This window comes from Sphingobium soli, from assembly GCF_020782245.1.
GTDB classification, from domain to species: Bacteria; Pseudomonadota; Alphaproteobacteria; order Sphingomonadales; family Sphingomonadaceae; genus Sphingobium; species Sphingobium soli.
Genome location: NZ_JAJGNP010000013.1, coordinates 71,230 through 90,657 on the forward strand (window position 1 = coordinate 71,230; position 19,428 = coordinate 90,657).

General features: G+C 61.9%; 12 protein-coding genes. 3 read left to right on the top strand and 9 right to left on the bottom strand.

Going from position 1 to position 19,428, the window contains the following annotated elements; genetic code table 11:
• Nucleotides 1–6: 6 nt before the first annotated feature.
• Both LL253_RS14620 and LL253_RS14625 read right to left on the bottom strand, forming a co-directional pair.
• The gene (locus LL253_RS14620; protein ID WP_407696113.1) at nt 7–1,833 is read right to left on the bottom strand and encodes an alpha-amylase family glycosyl hydrolase; all 1,827 of its coding nucleotides are present in this window, start codon (nt 1,831–1,833) and stop codon (nt 7–9) included.
• 71 nt (nt 1,834–1,904) lie between these two features.
• Entirely contained in the window at nt 1,905–4,613 is a 2,709-nt protein-coding gene (locus LL253_RS14625) for a TonB-dependent receptor (RefSeq protein WP_228227653.1), read from the bottom strand.
• Nucleotides 4,614–4,882: 269 nt separating this feature from the next.
• Between LL253_RS14625 and LL253_RS14630 the strand changes: the two genes are divergently transcribed.
• On the top strand, nt 4,883–5,917 hold the full coding sequence (locus LL253_RS14630) for a LacI family DNA-binding transcriptional regulator (protein WP_228227654.1): 1,035 nt from the start codon (nt 4,883–4,885) through the stop codon (nt 5,915–5,917).
• Between the two features lie 32 nt (nt 5,918–5,949).
• Here the strand turns inward: LL253_RS14630 and LL253_RS14635 are convergent, their stop codons facing one another.
• From LL253_RS14635 to cysD, 3 genes are all read right to left on the bottom strand, one after another.
• Nucleotides 5,950–6,693, bottom strand: coding sequence for a 3'(2'),5'-bisphosphate nucleotidase CysQ (locus LL253_RS14635; RefSeq protein ID WP_407696115.1), 744 nt, complete (start codon nt 6,691–6,693; stop codon nt 5,950–5,952).
• Between the two features lie 23 nt (nt 6,694–6,716).
• The gene (gene cysN / locus LL253_RS14640; RefSeq protein ID WP_228227679.1) at nt 6,717–8,630 is read right to left on the bottom strand and encodes a sulfate adenylyltransferase subunit CysN; all 1,914 of its coding nucleotides are present in this window, start codon (nt 8,628–8,630) and stop codon (nt 6,717–6,719) included.
• Between the two features lie 144 nt (nt 8,631–8,774).
• A complete protein-coding gene (gene cysD, locus LL253_RS14645) occupies nt 8,775–9,686 on the bottom strand; it encodes a sulfate adenylyltransferase subunit CysD (protein ID WP_228222864.1) in 912 nt (303 codons plus the stop codon).
• Nucleotides 9,687–9,765: 79 nt separating this feature from the next.
• On the opposite strand from cysD, the gene LL253_RS14650 reads away from it, so the two are divergent.
• Complete coding sequence (locus LL253_RS14650; RefSeq protein ID WP_407696114.1) at nt 9,766–10,845, top strand: helix-turn-helix transcriptional regulator; 1,080 nt, start codon at nt 9,766–9,768, stop codon at nt 10,843–10,845.
• 37 nt (nt 10,846–10,882) lie between these two features.
• Nucleotides 10,883–11,752 (top strand): Rossmann-like and DUF2520 domain-containing protein, encoded by an 870-nt coding sequence (locus LL253_RS14655; RefSeq protein WP_228227657.1) that lies wholly within the window; start codon nt 10,883–10,885, stop codon nt 11,750–11,752.
• 20 nt (nt 11,753–11,772) lie between these two features.
• On the opposite strand, the gene LL253_RS14660 is transcribed toward LL253_RS14655, so the two are convergent.
• The 4 genes from LL253_RS14660 to LL253_RS14675 all read right to left on the bottom strand — a co-directional run bounded on the left by LL253_RS14660 (nt 11,773) and on the right by LL253_RS14675 (nt 19,132).
• Nucleotides 11,773–13,236: a GH1 family beta-glucosidase gene (locus LL253_RS14660; RefSeq protein ID WP_228227658.1), complete on the bottom strand. Its 1,464-nt coding sequence runs from the start codon at nt 13,234–13,236 to the stop codon at nt 11,773–11,775.
• Nucleotides 13,237–13,250: 14 nt separating this feature from the next.
• A complete protein-coding gene (locus LL253_RS14665) occupies nt 13,251–15,587 on the bottom strand; it encodes a glycoside hydrolase family 31 protein (protein WP_228227659.1) in 2,337 nt (778 codons plus the stop codon).
• 549 nt (nt 15,588–16,136) lie between these two features.
• Nucleotides 16,137–17,462, bottom strand: a complete 1,326-nt coding sequence (locus tag LL253_RS14670; RefSeq protein ID WP_228227660.1) for a sigma-54-dependent transcriptional regulator — start codon at nt 17,460–17,462, stop codon at nt 16,137–16,139.
• Nucleotides 17,459–19,132, bottom strand: coding sequence for a sensor histidine kinase (locus tag LL253_RS14675; protein ID WP_228227661.1), 1,674 nt, complete (start codon nt 19,130–19,132; stop codon nt 17,459–17,461). The genes LL253_RS14670 and LL253_RS14675 overlap by 4 nt, the downstream gene beginning before the upstream one ends.
• Nucleotides 19,133–19,428: the final 296 nt, after the last annotated feature.

Below are 19,428 nucleotides of genomic sequence, written 5' to 3' on the forward strand. Positions count from 1 at the left end.
AAGGGATCAAGGTTGGGCGGCGCAAACGGCATAGCCGAAGGCGGGCAGGCGTAGGGTCAGGCTTCCCGGCGCGGTGACTGTGGCCGGGCAATCACCTGAAAGGCTTGAAAAAGTTCGGCTTGCGGGATCGATGGCGACTTGCGTCGTGACAGGGGCATCGCTGGTGTTGAAGGCAACAAGAATTTCACGGCCATTGTCAGGGTCGAACCGGGACACTGCGAACAAGCCTGGCTGGTCCGAACTGGCCCGTACCAGAGTAGCACCCCGCGATAGCGCTGCAGTAGCGACGCGTAAGCGGGCCAGCCGCGCAATTTCCATATAAAGCGGATGGTCGGTTGCGAAATTGTCGGCGGCTGTGGTCGCGCTCGTCCCGACCAGCCGGTCCCGATTATATTCGGCAACCTGTGACGGAAACATATCCTGCCGCGCCTGCTGGTCATTGCCGGTGCCGGCAAAGCCCTGCTCGTCGCCATAATAGATGGTCGGCACGCCGCGCAGCGTCAGCAGCATCGCATGGCCCAGCATCATGCGGGCCAACTCCTCCTGGGGCGACATGGCAGGTTTCGCTTCGCGCAGGAAATAGGCGAAGCGGCCCGCATCATGGTTGCCAAGGAATGTCGGCAATTGCAGAGCTGCCGCCTTGCCGCCTTCGTACAGAGCATCGTCATCGGTCAGCCGCGCCAGCAAATCGGTTCCGCTTTTACCGCTGGCCGCATCGACCGCTGCCCGCATGAACGCGAAATCCAGGACAGCAGGGAAAGCGGCATTGCGCGTCCAGCTCGCCAGCAAGGCCGGGTCATAATCGCCGGTAGCGACTTCGCCGAAGATATGGAAATTGGGAATGCCCCTGGCGGCCGCATGGGCACGGATGGCCGGGATGAAGGCGCGCCAGAACTCCGGGTTCACATGCTTGGCTGTGTCGATGCGATACCCATCGATACCGAACCGGTCGATCCAGCCTTTGTAAATGTCGATGAAGCCCGAGACGACGCGCGGATTTTCAGTGGCAAGGTCATCGAGGCCGACAAAATCGCCATATTGCGCGCTCTCGCCGCGCCAGTCGGTATCGCCCCGGTTATGATAATAGATGGGGTCGTTGAGCCAGGCGGGCACTTTGACTGTCTTCTCACCCTTGGCGATAACGGGGGTGTAGGCAAAGGACGGGTCCTCAAGCTTTGCCCAGTTGGCGGCGCTGGCATCGTGATCGCCAGCAAATCCGCTATTGATCGCGGGGCCGGTCACGCCGCCTTTGCGCGAAAAGGGATAGTCCGCCTTGCTGCGATAGAGCGGCGTGCTGCCGGAGCTCTCCCGATAATGGATAACATCGGCCGTATGATTGGCGATGATGTCCATATAGACTTTTATGCCGCGCGCATGCGCCGCCTCGACCAGCTCCTTGAAATCGGCGTCGGTGCCGAAATGCGGGTCGACCTGCGTGAAGTCCGTCACCCAATAGCCGTGATAGCCAGCGCTTTCGTCGCCTGGCCCGCCCTGAACGGGCTTGTTCCTGAAAATCGGCGCCAGCCAGATGGCGGTCGCGCCCAGTCCCTGAATATAGTCGAGCCGGGCGGTCAGGCCTTTAAGGTCCCCGCCATGATAGAAAGCGCGCGATGTCGGATCATAGCCGGTCTGGAGCGGGCCGCCGCGCAGCCCGCCCTTGTCATTGCGCCGATCGCCATTGGCGAACCGGTCGGGCAGGACGAAATAGACGATTTCCTGCTCTGGCGTGCGCGCTCTTAATTCGGTGAGCGTGTCCGCGCTGGCCGCCCCACAGCCGAAGGCCGCGATCATGGTGGCGGCTGTCACGCAAATCGCCGTGGCCGTTCGTCCCATCGGGAAATCTCCCTGCTGCAAAAGGCGCCAAACGGCCGGCGGCGCGAACACCGCCAGGCCAAGTCTACACATCAGAAGCGGTAGTTGAAGCCCGCCATGTAACGCGCGCCGTAGCTTTGATAATTGCGGATCTGGATCGACGCCCCGGTGTCGACCGACACGAACGGTTCATCGGTCAGATTCTGGCCCTGGAGGAAGAAGGACAGGCCTTCCAGTGCGCTGCCCTTCTGAAATTCATAGCCGATCTGGGCATCGACGATGGTTTCACTAAGCGCCCGGCGCAATTCCCGCTCACCGCCGAAACCAACAAACTGGCCCACGAAGGACGACCGATAGCGCACCGATCCACGCGCCGAAAACCCCCATTTTTCAAAGAAGAGCGTCCCGTTGGCGACCCAGCGCGAATAATCGGGCAGGTCTTCGGCTGACGCCCCGACCCCCGGGCGGATGCTGGTCTTGGTATAGCCTGCGCCTCCGGTCAGACCGAAGCCTTCCAGCGCCGGCGTGATCACTTCGAACGGCACCGTGCCCGCAACTTCAAAGCCGTAGAGCTTGCCACCTGAACCATTGACCGGGCGCGTGATGGTGCCTTGCAGGTCGGTGACGCCGGGCGGCAGGATGACCGGCAGGCCGGTATAGTCGAACGGCACCGTCTCCCGGTAGACGTAGCTTTGCAGCTTCTTGTAGAATAGCTGAAGGCCCACATAGCCCTTGGTGCCGAAATATTTTTCGAAATTCATGTCCGCCGCCCAAGCGCGATAGGGGCGCAGCGTGGGCGATCCGCCGGTGCCCGTTATGACACCGCTGTTGATATTATATCCATAATCCAGGCTGACCTTCATGTCCTCGAAGCGGGGACGCTGGATTTCGCGCGCACCCGACAGGCGGATGACGAAGTCGCTGGGGAAGCGCAGCGACAGGTTGGCACTGGGCAGCACGTCCCAATAGGTCGCGCCCCGCGTCGTCGGCACCAGGTCGGCCGCCGCCAGATTCTGGAATCCGCGCGACTTCTGCTCGGTGTTCTGGGCGAGCACGCCGACATTGCCGGTCAGTTCGGCCGATCCCACGTCGGCCTTGATGTCCGCCATCAGATAGGCGGACATGACCCGTTCCGTTACCGAATAGGCCTTGGCCGGCACATCCTTGCTGGGGTTAGCCGTCAGCACATAGACGCCATCCTCCAGCAGCTTGAAGGGATCATAGGACAGGATCGGCCCTACGCCGATGAAGCTTAGGTCCGTGCCGCTCATGCGATATTGTTCGGGCAGCACCAGCGACGTCGCGCCATTGGCCAGGTTCAGGAAAGATTCCTCTGGCGTTTTCGATTTGGTGCGGTCGGTATAGCCCAGCCCCGCCGTGATCTTCGACAGGAAGCTGCTTTCAATTTCCTTGCCGAACTCGACCTGGTAGCTTTTCAGCTCATCGTCGATGATCCGGTCGTTATAATAGCCTTCCTGATGCCCCAGCGGCGCTCCCGCGCCCCAGCCAAGCGGATCAGTCAGCACCATCAGATTGGGGTCGCTATAGTCCAGCTGGCTGCCGGTGAAACGCGTGCCTTTTTTCGCGCTGACGAAATCCAGCGTGTCTGTCGCGCCGACGCCGGGACCATAACCCGTGCCTGCGTTGGTCTCCAGTGACAATTCGCTGCGGTCGGTGCGCGAATAACCAAAATCGAAGCTGGCCGACCAGCCATCGTCACCGGTATATTTCGCGTTGAACCCGCCGGAGAATATCTGCGATGTGCGTTCATAGCCATGGTTGTTCACCACGGCCTCGACATTGGTAAAAGTGCCCTTGTTGATGAAATTGCCGTCGCTCATGGCACTGCCGGGGACCAGCGAGGCGCTCGACCAGTAGAGCGGGAATTCAACGCCACGCTTGATCTGCTTGTCCTTGAAATCGCCGTAGAAGCCGTCGAACGTCAGCATCAGCGTGTCGGTCGCCTGCATCTGGACGCTGCCCTGAATGCCCAGGCGCTTGAGCTGCGTTGACACACCGAACGGCTTGATGCCGCCAATGACCTTCTGGCCATCGGGCGTGTCGGCATAGCCCCAGGCTTCGAACTCCTTCGACTGATAGGGTTCGTCGCTATAGGCGACCGATAGAGCTACACCGATCCGGTCGCCGGCAAACTGGTCGACATAGGTGCCGGTCAGGCGATAGCCCATGTCGTTGCTGTCGGCGTTGACCTTGCCCAGGTCTGCATAGACGCCGCGCGCGCCTACAGCGATCAACTGCTTGCCATAATCGAGAGGACGGATGGTGCGAATATCGACGGTGCCGACCAGACCCTGGTGGATCAGATTGGCCTGCGGCGTCTTGTAGACGTCGACGCGGCTGACGACTTCGGCGGGATACTGGTCGAACTCGACATTGCGCTGTTCGCCGGTCGAGGTTTGCGGCCGTCCGTTCAGCGTCGTGGAGGACAGGTCGGCGCTGGCGCCGCGGATCGCGATCGAATTGGCGCGGCCGAACAGGCGCTGCGACGTCAGGCCGGGCAGGCGGGCGATGGATTCGCCGATCGACGCGTCGGGCAGCTTGCCAATATCTTCGGCTGACACGGATTCGACGATGGTCTGCGCATTCTTCTTGACGTTGACGGCGTTCTCAAGCGCGGCGCGGAAACCGGTGACGACGATGGTGCTGGCGGGATCATCCTGCGGCGCGCTGTCAGCCTGCGGAATCGCGTCCTGTGCCATGGCCGGAACGGCCGTCGCCGCGACGATGATCGCCAGCATCGAAGCGCCCAGCCAGTGGGCGCGGTCTGTGTGATTAGCCATTATCCTCTCCCCTTGTCACCGTCGGCTCTTGTCCCGGCCGGTGCAAACCCTTCTCGAATGCAGCGTGGCGATGCGGCGCCACCTGTATGCGTTGGCCGTTTCCTTACGCTGTGGCTGGCCAGGGTCGCCAGATGGCATACGTATACGCATATTATGCGGCCGCGGTGGGACGTGACTCACTGTGGCCATCATGCAACGCTGCCTAATTGCCTAATCCGCATGACGGTCCTACCAAGAAAAAAGCCCTTTCGTCGGGGCGGGAGGGGAATGTGGGACGTCAGCCAAGCAGCAAGCCGACAAGCTTTGACATCGCCTATCTGGCCGGCGTGTCGCAGCCGACCGTCAGCCGTGCGCTGCGCGGCTCGCGCTCGGTCAGCCTCGAGACGCGCCAGCGGATCGAGGCGATCGCCCGCGAACTCAACTATTCCGTCGACAAGAACGCGTCATCGCTCCGATCGCAGCGGTCGAATACGATCGCGCTGCTGTTTTTCGAGGACCCGACCCCGGACGAATCCAATATCAATCCTTTTTTTCTGTCGATGCTGGGTTCGATCACGCGCCAGTGCGCCGCGCGCGGGCTTGACCTGCTGATCTCCTTCCAGAAGATGGAGGATGACTGGCACGTCCGCTATCAGGACAGTCACCGCGCCGATGGCCTTATCCTGCTCGGCTACGGTGATTATACGCTCTACACGCAGCGGCTGGAGCAGTTGGTCGGCCATGGTACGCATTTCGTGCGCTGGGGTTCGGTCAGCGACGATAATATCGGCGCGACGGTCGGGTCGGACAATGTCGGCGCCGGGCGTCTGGCGGGCGATCATCTGTTTTCAATGGGCCGGCGGCGCATCGCCTTTCTGGGTCATGCCGACGAACATTATCCCGAATTTGCCGATCGCTATCGTGGTCTTTGTGCCGCAGCGGAAGAGCGCGGCATCATGCTCGATCCGCAGTTGCAGGTCGACGCGCTCACGGCCGAGGATGCAGGCTATGCCGCGGCGCGGACGCTGATCGCGCGCGACACGCCCTTCGACGCCATCTTCGCGGCCAGTGATCTGATCGCGATCGGCGCCATGCGCGCCCTTGGGGAGGCCGGCCTTTCCATCCCGCAGGACGTTGCGATCGTCGGTTTCGATGACATTCCGGCCGCCAATCTGACCAGCCCACCACTCACAACCATCATGCAGGACATGAAGGGGGCAGGGGCATTGCTGGTCGACACGATATTGGCGCAGGTGGAGGTTCGGCCGCCGCCGCCAATGGTGCTGCCGACCCGCCTTGTCGTGCGGCGCAGCAGCGGCGGTTGAAGCCGGCGGCTCGCCTTGCTTGATGGAACCGCTCAGGCTTTTGGTAGTGATGCGACAAGGCTCAGCACCCTGTCCGCATGCTCCTTACGGCAGATCAGCAGATCGGGCAGATAGACGTCGCGCTGATTGTAGAGGAGGGGACTGCCGTCGATCCGGCTGGCGTGCAGTCCATGGGCGATGGCGACGGCGGCGGGGGCCATGCTGTCCCATTCATATTGGCCACCGCTATGCAGGTAGATATCGGCCTGACCCAGGATCACGGCCATGGCCTTGGCGCCCGCGCTCCCCATGGGCACCAGATCAGCGTCCAACGCTTGCGCGACTGCGACCGCTTCGGCGGCCGGGCGAGTGCGGCTGACCACCATGCGCAGCTTTTCGGGGGCAGGGGGCACCACTATGGGCTGGTCGGATCGCAGCACCGTGCCGCCATCCAGCCCAGGCAGTGCCACCGCCCCCAGAGCGGGCGCGCCATCGACGGCCATGCCGACATGCACCGCCCAATCCGACCGCGCCTCGCCATATTCGCGCGTGCCATCGACGGGATCGACAATCCAGACGCGGCTCTTGCCCAGCCGTGCCTCATTGTCCTTTTCCTCTTCGGACAGCAGGCCGTCATCGGGCCGGGCTTCACGCAAGGCATGACACAGGAACTGGTTGGCGGTCTGATCGCCCGCCTTGCCCAGCGCCTTGGGGCTGAACAGGCCGGACGATCGAACCTCGATCAATATGCGCCCGGCGACCTCCGCCAGATGCGCGGCCAGATCGCCGTCGTTCATCGCCCTGGGATCGGGAGCCGGGCTCATGGGATCAGCCTTGCAACAATCGCCTCGGCGGCTTCGTCGGCAGTCATGGCGGTGGTGTCGATCCGCATTTCCGGGTCGTGCGGCGGCTCATAGGGGCTGTCGATCCCAGTGAAATTTTTGAGCTCGCCCGCCCGCGCCTTCTTGTAGAGACCCTTGACGTCGCGGGCCTCCGCCTCGGCGAGTGGCGTGTCGATATGCACCTCGAAAAACTCGCCAGGCTGCATCATCTGCCGCACCATGTCGCGTTCGGACCGGAAGGGGGAGATGAAGGCGGTGATGACGATCAGGCCCGCGTCCGTCATCAGCTTGGCCACCTCACCCACCCGGCGGATATTTTCCACCCGGTCGGCATCGGTAAAGCCCAGATCCTTGTTCAGGCCATGGCGCACATTGTCGCCATCCAGCAGGAAGGTGTGGCGGTTCATTCGCGCCAGCTTCTTTTCCACAAGATTGGCGATGGTCGATTTGCCCGCGCCCGACAGGCCGGTGAACCACAGCACGGCGGGGCGCTGGTTCTTAAGCTGCGCGTGGAAGTCGCGGCTGACATCAGTGGCCTGCCAATGAACATTCTGCGCGCGGCGGAGGCTGAAATGCAGCATGCCGGCGGCAACTGTCGCATTGCTGATCTTGTCGATCAGGATGAAACCGCCCAGCGTCCGGTTGTCGGCATAGGGTTCGAAAACGATCTGCTTGTCGGTCGACAGATTGGCGACGCCGATGGCATTCAAATCCAGCGTCTTGGCCGCCAGATGCTCCATCGTGTTGACGTTGACCTGATATTTGGGTTGCTGGATTGTCGCCGTCACGGTCTGCGTGCCGATCTTGAGCCAATAGGCCCGGCCGGGCAGCATTTCCTCGTCCGCCATCCACACGATGGTCGCTTCGAACTGATCGGCCACCTGGGGCGGGTTGTCCGCCAGGGCGATGACATCGCCCCGCGAACAGTCGATTTCATCGGCAAAGCACAGCGTTACCGATTGTCCGGCCACCGCTTCCTCAAGGTCGCCGTCCAGTGTCACGATCCGGGTCACACTGCTTGTCTTGCCCGACGGCAAGACCCGCACGCTGTCGCCTGGCCGCACGCTGCCAGTGGCGATCAGGCCGGAAAAGCCGCGAAAATCCAGATTGGGGCGATTGACCCATTGCACCGGCATACGGAACGGCTTGTCCGCGTCTGTCGCGCTGTTCACCTCCACGGTTTCCAGATGCTCGATCAGGCTTGGTCCCTGATACCAGGGGGTGTTGGGGGACAGTGTCGTGATATTATCGCCCTTGAACCCCGAAATCGGCATGGCAGTGAACGCCGCGATGCCGATCGACTTGGCGAATGCGGTATAGTCCTCGACAATGGCGTCGAACGTCGCCTGGTCATAGCCGACCAGGTCCATCTTGTTGACCGCCAGCACGATGTTCCGAATGCCAATCAAATGCGCCAAATAACTGTGGCGGCGCGTCTGGGTCAGCACGCCCTTGCGCGCATCGATCAGGATCACCGCCAGGTCGGCCGTCGACGCGCCCGTCACCATGTTGCGGGTATATTGTTCGTGCCCCGGCGTATCGGCGACGATGAACTTGCGTTTCTCAGTGTTGAAGAAGCGGTAGGCGACGTCGATCGTGATGCCTTGTTCGCGCTCTGCGGCCAGGCCATCGACGAGAAGGGCGAAGTCGATCTCCGCTCCCTGGGTGCCGACCTTCTTGCTGTCCGATTGGAGGGCTTCCAGCTGATCCTCGAAGATCATCTTGCTGTCATAGAGCAGCCGCCCGATCAGCGTCGACTTGCCATCATCCACCGACCCGCAGGTGATGAAGCGCAGCATGGTCTTATGCTGGTGCGTTTCAAGATAGGCGTCGATATCCTGCGCGATCAGGGCGTCGGTCTGGTAGATGGGTTCTGCAACGGTGTCGGTCATGTCGTCTGTCCCGTCATTCTGTTCCGTCGTGCCGGCAGGCGCTGGCATCTCGGGGTTCGGGGGGAAAGGTCTGCCTGAGGCGTAAGGCACCGGCCTGCGCCGGATTAGCCGTGCCGTCATCCGCGTTGCGGATGACGGGTCGCATCAGAAATATCCTTCCTGCTTCTTTTTCTCCATGCCCGCGCCGCCGGCATCCTTGTCGATGGCGCGACCCTGGCGTTCGGATGTCGTGGTGAGCAGCGTTTCCTGGATCACCTCCGGCAGCGTCTTTGCCTGGCTCTCCACCGCGCCGGTCAGGGGATAGCAGCCCAGCGTGCGGAACCGGATGGAGCGCATGACCGGTTCCTCGCCCGGCTGCAGGGGAAAGCGGTCATCATCCACCATCAGCAACATGCCATCGCGTTCTACCGTTGGGCGCTTATCGGCAAAATAGAGCGGCACGATCGGCACGTCGTTCAGGTGGATATATTGCCAAATGTCGAGTTCGGTCCAGTTACTGATCGGAAAAACCCGGATGCTCTCGCCCTTGTTCTTGCGCGCATTGTAGAGGTTCCACAATTCAGGCCGCTGGTTCTTGGGGTCCCATCCATGGCTGGCCGTCCGGAACGAGAAAATACGTTCCTTGGCGCGGCTCTTTTCCTCGTCGCGGCGCGCGCCGCCAAAGGCTGCATCAAAGCCATAGAGGTTGAGCGCCTGCTTCAACCCTTCCGTCTTCCACATGTCGGTGTGCAGCGGTCCATGATCGAAGGGGTTGATCCCCCGGTCCTTGGCCTCGGGGTTCTGGTAAACCAGCAATTCCATCCCGCTTTCACGCGCCATCCGATCGCGCAGATCGTACATCGCGCGGAATTTCCACGTGGTGTCGACATGCAGCAGGGGGAAGGGAGGCGGCGAGGGGTAAAAGGCCTTGCGCGCAAGATGCAGCATCACCGCGCTGTCCTTGCCCACTGAATAGAGCATCACCGGCTTTTCGGCCTCCGACACCACTTCGCGCAGAATGTGGATGCTCTCTGCTTCGAGGCGTTCCAGATGAGTCAGGGTCTTCTTATCAAGCATGGTGTCTCCACGGCAAGGATGGTCCCCTGTCGCATCATCCTGCACCTATTTGACCTCCCATATGGGAGTGTGGCAGAAAATGCTGATGCGGATGATGAATACTGGTGAAGCGGACCTTTTGGCCGCACTGCATGACGGCCTGTGGGATCAGCCGCTATGGAGCCGTTTTCTTGGCCTGCTGCAAGGCGCTACGGGCGCTGCGACGGCCAGCCTGATTGTTCGCCCCAAGGAAGGGCCCGCGGTGCACTTCCATGCCGGGGATAGCCTGCCGCTGGCGCTGCAAGAGTATTTTACCAGGGATGATGATGCCGCCCGGCTTTTGCGGGAAGGGCGCGTCTATGCGTGGGACGAGTTGACCGCCGCCGATCAGGGCGTGCGAACTTTCGCAACGCCGGAAGGATTTGGCTTTCGCCATTTGCGGACCCTGCGACTGACGGATGCAAATGATGCGCACGCCTGGCTGACGATCGCCGGCCCCCGCGACATGGGCGCGGCAAGCGCAGCCCTGCTCAGCCGCCTGGGACCGCATCTTAAGATTGCCCTCAACAATCTGGCGGCGCTGGAGCGGGAAAGACGGCGGGCCTCCATCTCGTCCGAAATGATCGGACGCCTGAATTTCGGATGGCTCACCATCGACGCGCGTTGCCGTATCATCGACCAGTCGGCCAATGTCCAGGACATACTGCGCCGCACCGCGCTGCTGCGTCATGGACGCTATGACCGGCTGACCTTTGCGGCGGCCGCGATCGACAGGGACGTGGCCGCGTTGGCCAAGGCCTTTGCGCAAGACCCCCGCATCCGCCCCCGCGCCTTTCGCTTGTGTCAGGACCCCTGGATGGACATGTTCGTGACCGCCATACCCGATCGCCAGCCTTCGGGCGCGTCGCCAGCGGTGGCGATGCTGTATCTGAGCGGCGATCGCTGGTCCCGTGATGATAGGTGCGAGCAGTTGATCGACCTTTTCGGTCTCCTGCCAAGCGAGGCCCGTCTAGCCTGGGCCATGGCGCAAGGGCGCAGCATCGCGGAGGCTGCGCATGATCTTGGCCTCACCACCGAAACCGCCCGCAACTATTCAAAGAAAATCTATGCCAAGACGGGGGCGGGGGGGCAGGCTGACCTCGTGCGCATCATCTTCACCAGCGTGCTGGCAATCATCTGACATCGCGCCGCGCGGGTGCTGTGATAATGATAGCGCCATGACAAGTCATATCTATCAGCGCATTGGGATCGTCGGCAACGGCAGGGTCGCGTGCGCCATGGGGCTCGCGCTCGCCGTCCATAGCGCCCATCCGCCTTGCATCTGGGGCCGCGATAAAATGCGGGCGCGCAATGCTGCTGCGATTGTCGGCGGTCATGTGGTCAGCAACGCTGCCGAACTGATGCAACGCTGCGATCTGGTGCTGTTGGCGGTGTCGGACGATGCGATCGCCTCGGTAGCGCAGACTTTGTCATCTTCGCCATGTCCTTCACCTGCACCCTTTTGCATTCATTTAAGCGGTGGGAGCGGCGTGTCGGTGCTTGACCCGCTGCGCGCGGCAGGCGCGTTGACCGCAGCGATCCACCCGGTGATGACCTTCACCGGCGATGCCGCGGCGGAAGTCACGCTCATGAAAGGCGCGAGCTTCGCAATCACGGCATCGGAACCCGCCGCGATTGCACAGGGCCGCGCGCTTGTGACATTGCTTGGCGGCGTCGTCGAGATTGTGGAGGAAGATCGCCGTCCCCTCTATCATGCCGCGCTGTCGCATGCCGCCAACCACATGGTGACCCTGCTGGTTGGCGCGACTGACGCGCTGGCTGCGGCCGGGGTCCAGGATCCCGCCGCATTGCTTGCGCCGCTCGTCCGCGCGACGCTGGATAACAGCTTGTCAAAAGGGTCTGACGCCCTGTCGGGTCCCCTGTTGCGTGGCGATGCGCAAACCATCCATCATCATCTGACTGCGCTGGCGCGGGCATGCCCCGATTTGCTGCCCGCCTATCGCGCCATGGCCCAGGCAACGCTGGCGCAGATGGAACGGCGCGGCGACCGTCCCGTCAACCATGCCTTGCACGACCTGCTGGACTAAGGCTGCCCTACTTCGCATGGTCAGACCAGCCGGTTGGTCCGCACCAGTTCGCGATACCAGTCGGCCGACAGCTTCGGTGTCCTTTTCTGTGTCTTGAAATCGACATAGTGGATGCCGAACAGCTTGGTATAGCCATCTTCCCACTCGAAATTGTCCATCAAGCTCCAGACGAAATAGCCCCTGATCGGCAGGCCCTCACGCGCTGCGCGTTGAAGATGCGTGATGTAGTTGCGCAGATACATGACCCGATCCGCATCATAGACGCGCCCGTCCGAAGACAGCCTGTCGTCGGTCGAGCAACCATTTTCCGAGATATACATCGCCTTGGGCCGCCACATTTCATGGATGGCACGAATGCCCCAGTAAATGACTTCGGGGCTGACATAGAGCCAGGGTGAAGCCATGCGCGGCGACTGCGGCAGCCGGGCAAGGATGTCATAACCGCCCGGCTTCGAGCCGTCGGCGCGAACGGTATTGCCTGTATAGACGTTGATCGACAGGAAATCGAGCGCACTGCCGATCGCCTGCATGTCGCCGGCCCTGACCACCGGCGCGTCCTCGCCTTGGGCTTCCAGATAGGTGTCGCGATAGGCGCCTTCCAAGATCGCGGTCAGGAACATCGCATTCTCTTCCCGCATCGCTCGCTTGGCCGCCTCGATATGCTCGTTTGTTTCGATCGCGGGCACATAGATATTTGGGTTGTCGGCGATGCCGACCTGTACGCCCGACCTGGTTGCCGCGCGAATCGCCTGAACACCAAGCCCGTGGGCGAGAACGCCGTGGTGGCGGACCTGGTTGACCTCCTTCATCGGCAGCTTGAGGCCGGGCGCCTTTCCGCCGGTCATATAGCTCAGGTCCGTGAAACAACGCAGTTCGTTGACCGTCATGATATGCTTCACGCGGTCGCTCAGCCGTGCCGTCATGTAGCTGGCATAGTCGGCAAACGCGTAGGCGGTATCGCGGTTCTGCCATCCGCCGGGCAGCGCATGGGGCAGGTCCCAGTGAAACAGGGTGATATGCGGCGTTATGCCAGCGGCCAGCAATCCGTCGACCAGCCAATCATAATAAGCGAAGCCTTTGGGATTGGGCTGTCCCCGGCCATCAGGAAAGATGCGGGACCAGGCGATCGAGAAGCGATAGGCCTTGACGCCCAGCGCCTGCAAAAGGGCGATATCCTCCTGATAGCGATGATAGCTGTTGCAGGCGACATCACCCGTGTCGCCATTGGCGACCTTTCCAGGCGTGTGCGAGAAAACGTCCCAGTTGGTCAGCCCGCGACCATCCTCCTTGGCCGCGCCCTCGATCTGATAGGCGGCCGTTGCCGCGCCCCACAGGAAGCCGTCCGGGAAATGCAGCGGGTCCACCGCGCCGTTCGGGACGGCCGCGCTGGTCTGGGTGCCGGCGCTGACGCTGCCTGTGAGCGATGCGCCCAGCGCGGCCGCGCCCAGACCCAGCCCCAAATCGCGGCGATTGATGCCAGTCATGCCGATAAAGCTCCTTATTGGCCCATAATCTGTACCAGGCCGTCGATCGCCTGACCGCTGGGCAATTTCGTCTTGCTGCTGAGCGACCGGCTCTGGTCGTCCCAAGCCAGGTCCGCCTTCATGCCGCCCTTGCGATAGGCATTGGTCTGGCCGTCGTCATCATACAGGGTGAAGCGCGCGTCGGCCCCCGGATAGACCCGGATCGCTTCGAGCGGCTGCCGTTCCGCCGTGCTTTTCACCTGAACGCCCATTGGGATGATCGACCCTGCCTTGACGAACAGCGGCATGCGATGGATCGGGGCCTCGACCTCGATCGTCTGCCCGCCATCGTAGCGCTGGTTGGTCCAATAATCATACCAGGCCACGCCCGCCGGCAGGTAGACGGGGCGCTTGGTCTGGCCCTGCTCGGTAACTGGCGCGACCAGGAAGGCGGGACCGAACATATATTGGTCGCCGATCGTCGCGACCTTGGGATCATTGGGGAAATCCATGAAGAGGGCGCGCATGAAGGGCGCGCCGCTATCGTAGGTATGGCGGCCCAGCGAATAGATGTAGGGCATCAGTGCGTAGCGCAGGCGAAGCCAGTCGGCCAGGATCGGCTCGGCCGCCCTGCCATAGGTCCATATTTCCGTGTCAGGCCGCTGGCCGTGGATGCGCAGGGTGGGCGTGAAGACGCTATATTGAAACCAGCGCACGAACAGTTCGGGATAGTCGATATAATCCATGCCGGCGGCGGTCATGCCCGCAGGGTCGAGCAGCACGGGGGCCTGCGGCGGCGGACCCTTGGGCCATTGCCAGCCGCCAATGTCGCTGCCCCAATAAGCGATACCAGACGCAGTGTAGTTGAGCCCGGCCGGCACCTGGCGCCGCAACGCTTCCCAGGTCGACTTGACGTCCGAGGACCAGAATAGTCCGCCATGTCGCTGGGCGCCCAGATAGGCGGCGCGCGCCAGGATCATGTTGCGAAAATCAGGACGATCGCGCGCCGATCCTTCGGCTATGCCGCCGATATGCACGAGCGGGAAGAGATTGCGATAGCGATCGCCCGACCCGATTGAAAAGACATAGCCCTCCGGGATCACGTCGGGTTCGGTTTCGTCCAGCCACAGCCAATCGAAGCCTTCTGAGAGGATATTGTCGTGGATCTTGCTCCAGAACCAGGCGCGTGCCTCAGGGTTCGTGCTGTCGATCAGCGCGCCGGCCCGATCATAGCGGACGGGCAGGCCATCGACAGGGTTGCCGTCCTTGTCCTTGAGCAGCCAGCCTTTAGTCGTCAGCATGTCGAAATAGCGCGACTCCCGCTCGAAGCGCGGCCACACGCTAATGATGGAGCGCACGCCCATCGCTTTGAGCTGGTCGTTCATCCCCTTGGGGTCTGGAAAATAGGTGCGGTCGATGTCCAACTGCCCCATGCGGGTCCAGTAGAACCAGTCGAGTACCATCACGTCGAGCGGATAGCCTCGGTCGCGATAGCCTTTTGCGACACCAAGCAATTCCTGCTCGCTTTCGTATCGCGCCTTGCTCTGGATGAGGCCGAATCCCGCTTTCGGTGGCAGGGGTGTTTCTCCGGTCAGCTTTGCATAGCCGGTGTAGATTTCGTCCGTTGTAGCGCCGGAAATGACGAAGAAGGACACTCGCTCGCCCACTTGGCTTTGCCAATGGGTGCTGCTGTGCAGACCGGGCCAGACCAGCGTACGGGCCGGGTTGTCCCAGACAATGCCATAACCCTTGTTCGTCACCATGAAGGGCACGCAGACAGTTTCACCCGCCGGCGCATCATAATAATGTTTGCAGTCAATCTCCCGACCCTTGAGGTCGAGAATGCCATCCTGATTCTGCCCGAGGCCATAATAATGCTCGTCGGATGGCGCATCGAAGCGGGCGCCGACCTTGAAGGTCTGCTCGCCATTCACGCTGTGCGGCGCCATTTCCCAGCCCGTCATTCGCGTTAGCAGCTTGCCTTGCGCGGTGCGGATTGTCAGGGTGACTGGCGGTAGCGACGGCGCGAAATAGCGGTCCATCTGCGATGGCGCCCTGGGCCATGGCTGGGGATCGACGGTCAAGGCAAGCGCGGAAGACCGGAAAATATCCGCGCCCCCGTCCTTACTGTGCGTCCAGCCAACGGCGTTCGGCGGCGCAATCGGTCCGGGTCCGGGCGGTGCTTGTGCCAGTCCCTTGTCGAGCGCGATTGTTACCCGCACGATGTTTGGCGCATAGGGTTCGATCGCGATACGGCTGCCATGCCGGTCGAGCAGCGCCATTGGTTGGGCGATCGCGGGCGTGGGCAAACCCATGCCGGACACCCCCAGCACGATCGTCACCAGCGCTGTCTTGAGACCTCGTGCCTTCATGCCTTTTAATCCCGTTCCCTCCGTCCAATTAGGCCAACGCCTTCTTGACGACCCATGACGCTTGGCCGGCCTCGAGCGTCCTGCCGACTGAACAGAATGCCGCCGGGCCGTGGCGTCTCCTGCATGTGCCGGACTGCGATCGTTCGCGAAAGTGAGCGGATAGTCGTAGGGTCTCCAGCCGGGCTTGCGGAATGACGGATCGTGGGGCAAGCGCGAATCCGCCGGGGCGGGAGTGGCGCTTGCTTTGAGGTAAAGGCGCACAGCAGAGGTCTTCGTTAAAGTTGAGCTCGGGCCCGAGTATGCAGACGATTAGGCTCCTTTCATCCAAGGGGCTGATGATGACCGACGTGCAACGCAATGCGCGCTCGTTCCCTGCGCCAGCAAATGATCGAAGATATGAACATGCGCGGGCTCGCGCGGAGGCCCCAGTTCGACTATGTGCGGCATGTCGCGCGGTTCGCGCGAAGAGTTGCCGAAGCCAAGCCGACGGCTTGGCTTGATGGCGCGCCCAAGCGTCAACTATGCTGCGTGACATCTTTTGCTCGGGCGTCAATTGCGGAATTTAGCGAGATCGATGCCGAGTTTCTGTAGACGGTAGTAGAAGGTCTTCCGTGGCACCCCGAGCGCGGCGCAAGCACGAGTGACGTCGCCTGCAGCTTCGCTGAGCGCCTCCTCGATCAATTCAGCTTCGAATGCGTCAAGCCTTCCTTTGAGATCCGGGGGGCCGGGGCGGGCGTCCGCGTCCAGATCATGATCGCTCAGGCCTAACACGAAGTTCTCCGAGAAACGCATCAATTCACGTACGTTGCCCGGCCAATCGTGCTTTTCCAAATGGCGGAACGTGCGCGCCTCCAGCTTAGGCGGGCTCACTCCCAAACGCACTGCCGCCTGGAGGACGAAGCGCCGGAAAAGAGGGGCGATGTCCTCTCGACGTTCCCGCAGGGGCGGCAGACGAAGGATCACGCTGTTGAGCCTATAAAAGAGCGACAGGCGAAAGCGGCCTGACTTGGCGAGCGTCTCGAGATCGACGCTGCTTGCAGATATTACTCGCAGGTCGACCGAGCGCCCGGCGATCGCGCCGACCGGCGTCACCTCGCGGCGTTCCAGGACGCGCTGGATTGCAAGTTGTGTGGAATCGCCGAGCGCATCGATGTCGTCCAGGAATATGGTGCCGCGATTGCCTTGTTCGAGGCGACCGGTGCGGGGCATGCGGCTGCCCGGTACGGCGTCTGCGACATTGCCAAACAGCTCTGCTTCAACGAGACCTGCGGGCATTGCGCCGCAGTCGATCGCCATGAGCGGTCCGCGACGCCGCGACGCCCTGTGCAGCATTTCCGCGACCAAACCTTTGCCTGTGCCGGTTTCGCCTTGGATCAATACATCGACACCTATCGGTGCGATCTGCGCGATAGTCCGCCGGAGTTGCACGATTGCGGGCGAATGACCGATCAGCGGCTCTGCGTCATCAGCCGGTGCTGCTTGTCGAAGTTGGCGGTTTTCCACGATCAGCCGGCGACGTTCTAAGGCGCGTTCGACCGCAGCGATCAGCTGTTCGGTAGAATAGGGTTTTTCCAGCACATCATAGGCGCCCGTGCGCAGCGCACCCATCGCGGTCGGCACGTCAATATGTCCGGAGATTAGGATGACGGGCATGTCGGGATCGTGCGCGACTACCTGGCGCAGCAATTCCACCCCGTCCATCCCCGGCATACGGATGTCCGAGACGATGACGCCGTCGAAACCGCCATGCACTTCGCGCATCGCAGCCGCGCCGCCCTCCGTGACCTGAACCTCGTAACCGGCAAGCGACAATGTTTGCGCGGAGGCCCGGCGCAAATCCTCGTCATCGTCTACGAAGAGGACCGTGTTCGTCATGCGCGCTCCAGATCAATCACGAAGGCCGCCCCCGCCGGCGGGCTGGCCGCTATCAACGTTCCGCCAAAGCCGGTCACGATATCGCGGCAGATTACCAGACCCAGGCCGAGACCGTTCCGTTTCGAGGTCTTGAACGGCATGAACAGGGACGCCCTGACCTCGTCCGTCAGTCCCGTGCCATCGTCCGAAACGGTAATCGCGACCCGGTCCTTATAAGGCGTGACCAGAATCCGGATCGTCAATGCTCCGGCGTCCAGCGCATTCTGGATCAGGTTGACCAATACCTGTTCCAGGCCAACACGCTCGGCGCGGACCGACAGCATCGCGCCTTCGACTTCTAGTCGGGCGTCGAGCATTCGCATCCGGTCGCGCAGCAGCAGCGCCGTGCCAGCCATCACCTCCTCCACTGCGACCGGTTCGGCGTCGCCGGAAGACCGTTTGGCAAAGCCGCGCAATTCACGCGTGATAATGCCGATCCGTTCGGTCAGCGTTCCGACCTGCTCCATCGCCTCGGATGCGTGCTCATGGTCGCCCCGTCGGTTGAGCACCAGGGCGTTGCCGGCATAGGCGGAAATCGCTGCAAGCGGCTGGTTGATCTCATGCGCCACGCCCGCAGTGATCTGGCCGAGGGTGGCAAGCTTGTTTGCCTGGACAAGCTGCTCACGCATCCCTGCCAGCCGTGCGGACGTCTCCCGCTCTATACGCGCTGCTTCCGTCCGTCGTCGCATTCGCCACAACAGCACCGCGCCGGCAACAACCAGCGCCAATATTGCCACGGCGAGGCGAGAGAAGGTCACTGCGCTGCCCAACGGCTGCTCGGTGGATTCGAGCACATGCATCCGCCATCCAGCGCCCACATTCTCATTCGCTTCGACATAGGCAAATTTGGGCGTGGCACGACTGCGCGGTGCGACTTCACCTGCGGCATACAGCGCATTTTGCACCAGCGGCACCGCGCCAAAATCGAGTGCGCGGCGCGCGCGTGATCGCTCTACGCCGGACAATGGCCGCGTCGTTTGGAACTGCCATTGCGGGTTGGACGATATGAGGATGATCCCGCGACCATCGGTGACGAAAGCATTCGTCGCCGTCTCCTGCCACTCACGCTCGAGCGACGAAAAATCGACCTTCACCACAAACACGCCGAGCAGGTGGCCATCTGCCTCCACCCGCCGAGAGATGTAGAGGCCCGGTCGGCGGCTGCGCTGACCAAGGGCGAACTGCTGTGCGCTACCGGATCGCGCGGCATCGCGATAATAGGCGCGATAGGCATAGCTGTCGCCCAGGAAGCTGTCGGCACGCCGCCAGTTGCTTGCCGCGACCGTCACGCCATCCGCGTCTAGCAGGTAGACATTCCCCGCCCGCGTCTCGTCGCTCAATGCCTCCAGCTTCTGGTTCAACCGCAGCAGCAGCGCGGGATCACGCGTCGTCAGGGCGTTGCGCGCCTCCTGATCGTCCGCCAGTACGACAGGAACCAGCCTGAACTTGTCGAGCTCCCGCCGGAAACTGGCCCCAAGAAGGATGGCGGAGGATTGCGCGCGATTGGAAACGTCGGCGATGGCTTGCCGCGTCGCCAAGCGTTCGGAGATGACGAAGGCAAGCACCAGCGAAAGCGCGATAGCTATCGTCAGGGCTGATCGCACCACAAGCGTAAGCGTTCGAGTCCGCATCAGACACTTGTGGTGAATAATGGCCCATCTGGCAACAAGGTATGGGCAAATTCTTGCACACGCCGTTGGTCAAAATACGACTATACCACTGTTTTCTATAGATATTTATATGAGGCCATTTTGGTTGTGTCACTTTGATATTTGCGGGATTTTACAGCCATGTTCCGGTGAGAACAGGCCGGAGAAGCAGGCATCGCCGGGGGGCAACCCCGCGAAACGACTGCTGCTCCTGCAAAAGAAAAGCCGCAGCGTGAACGGCGGCGGCATATGGAGAGGCGAAAAACATGACCAAGGGG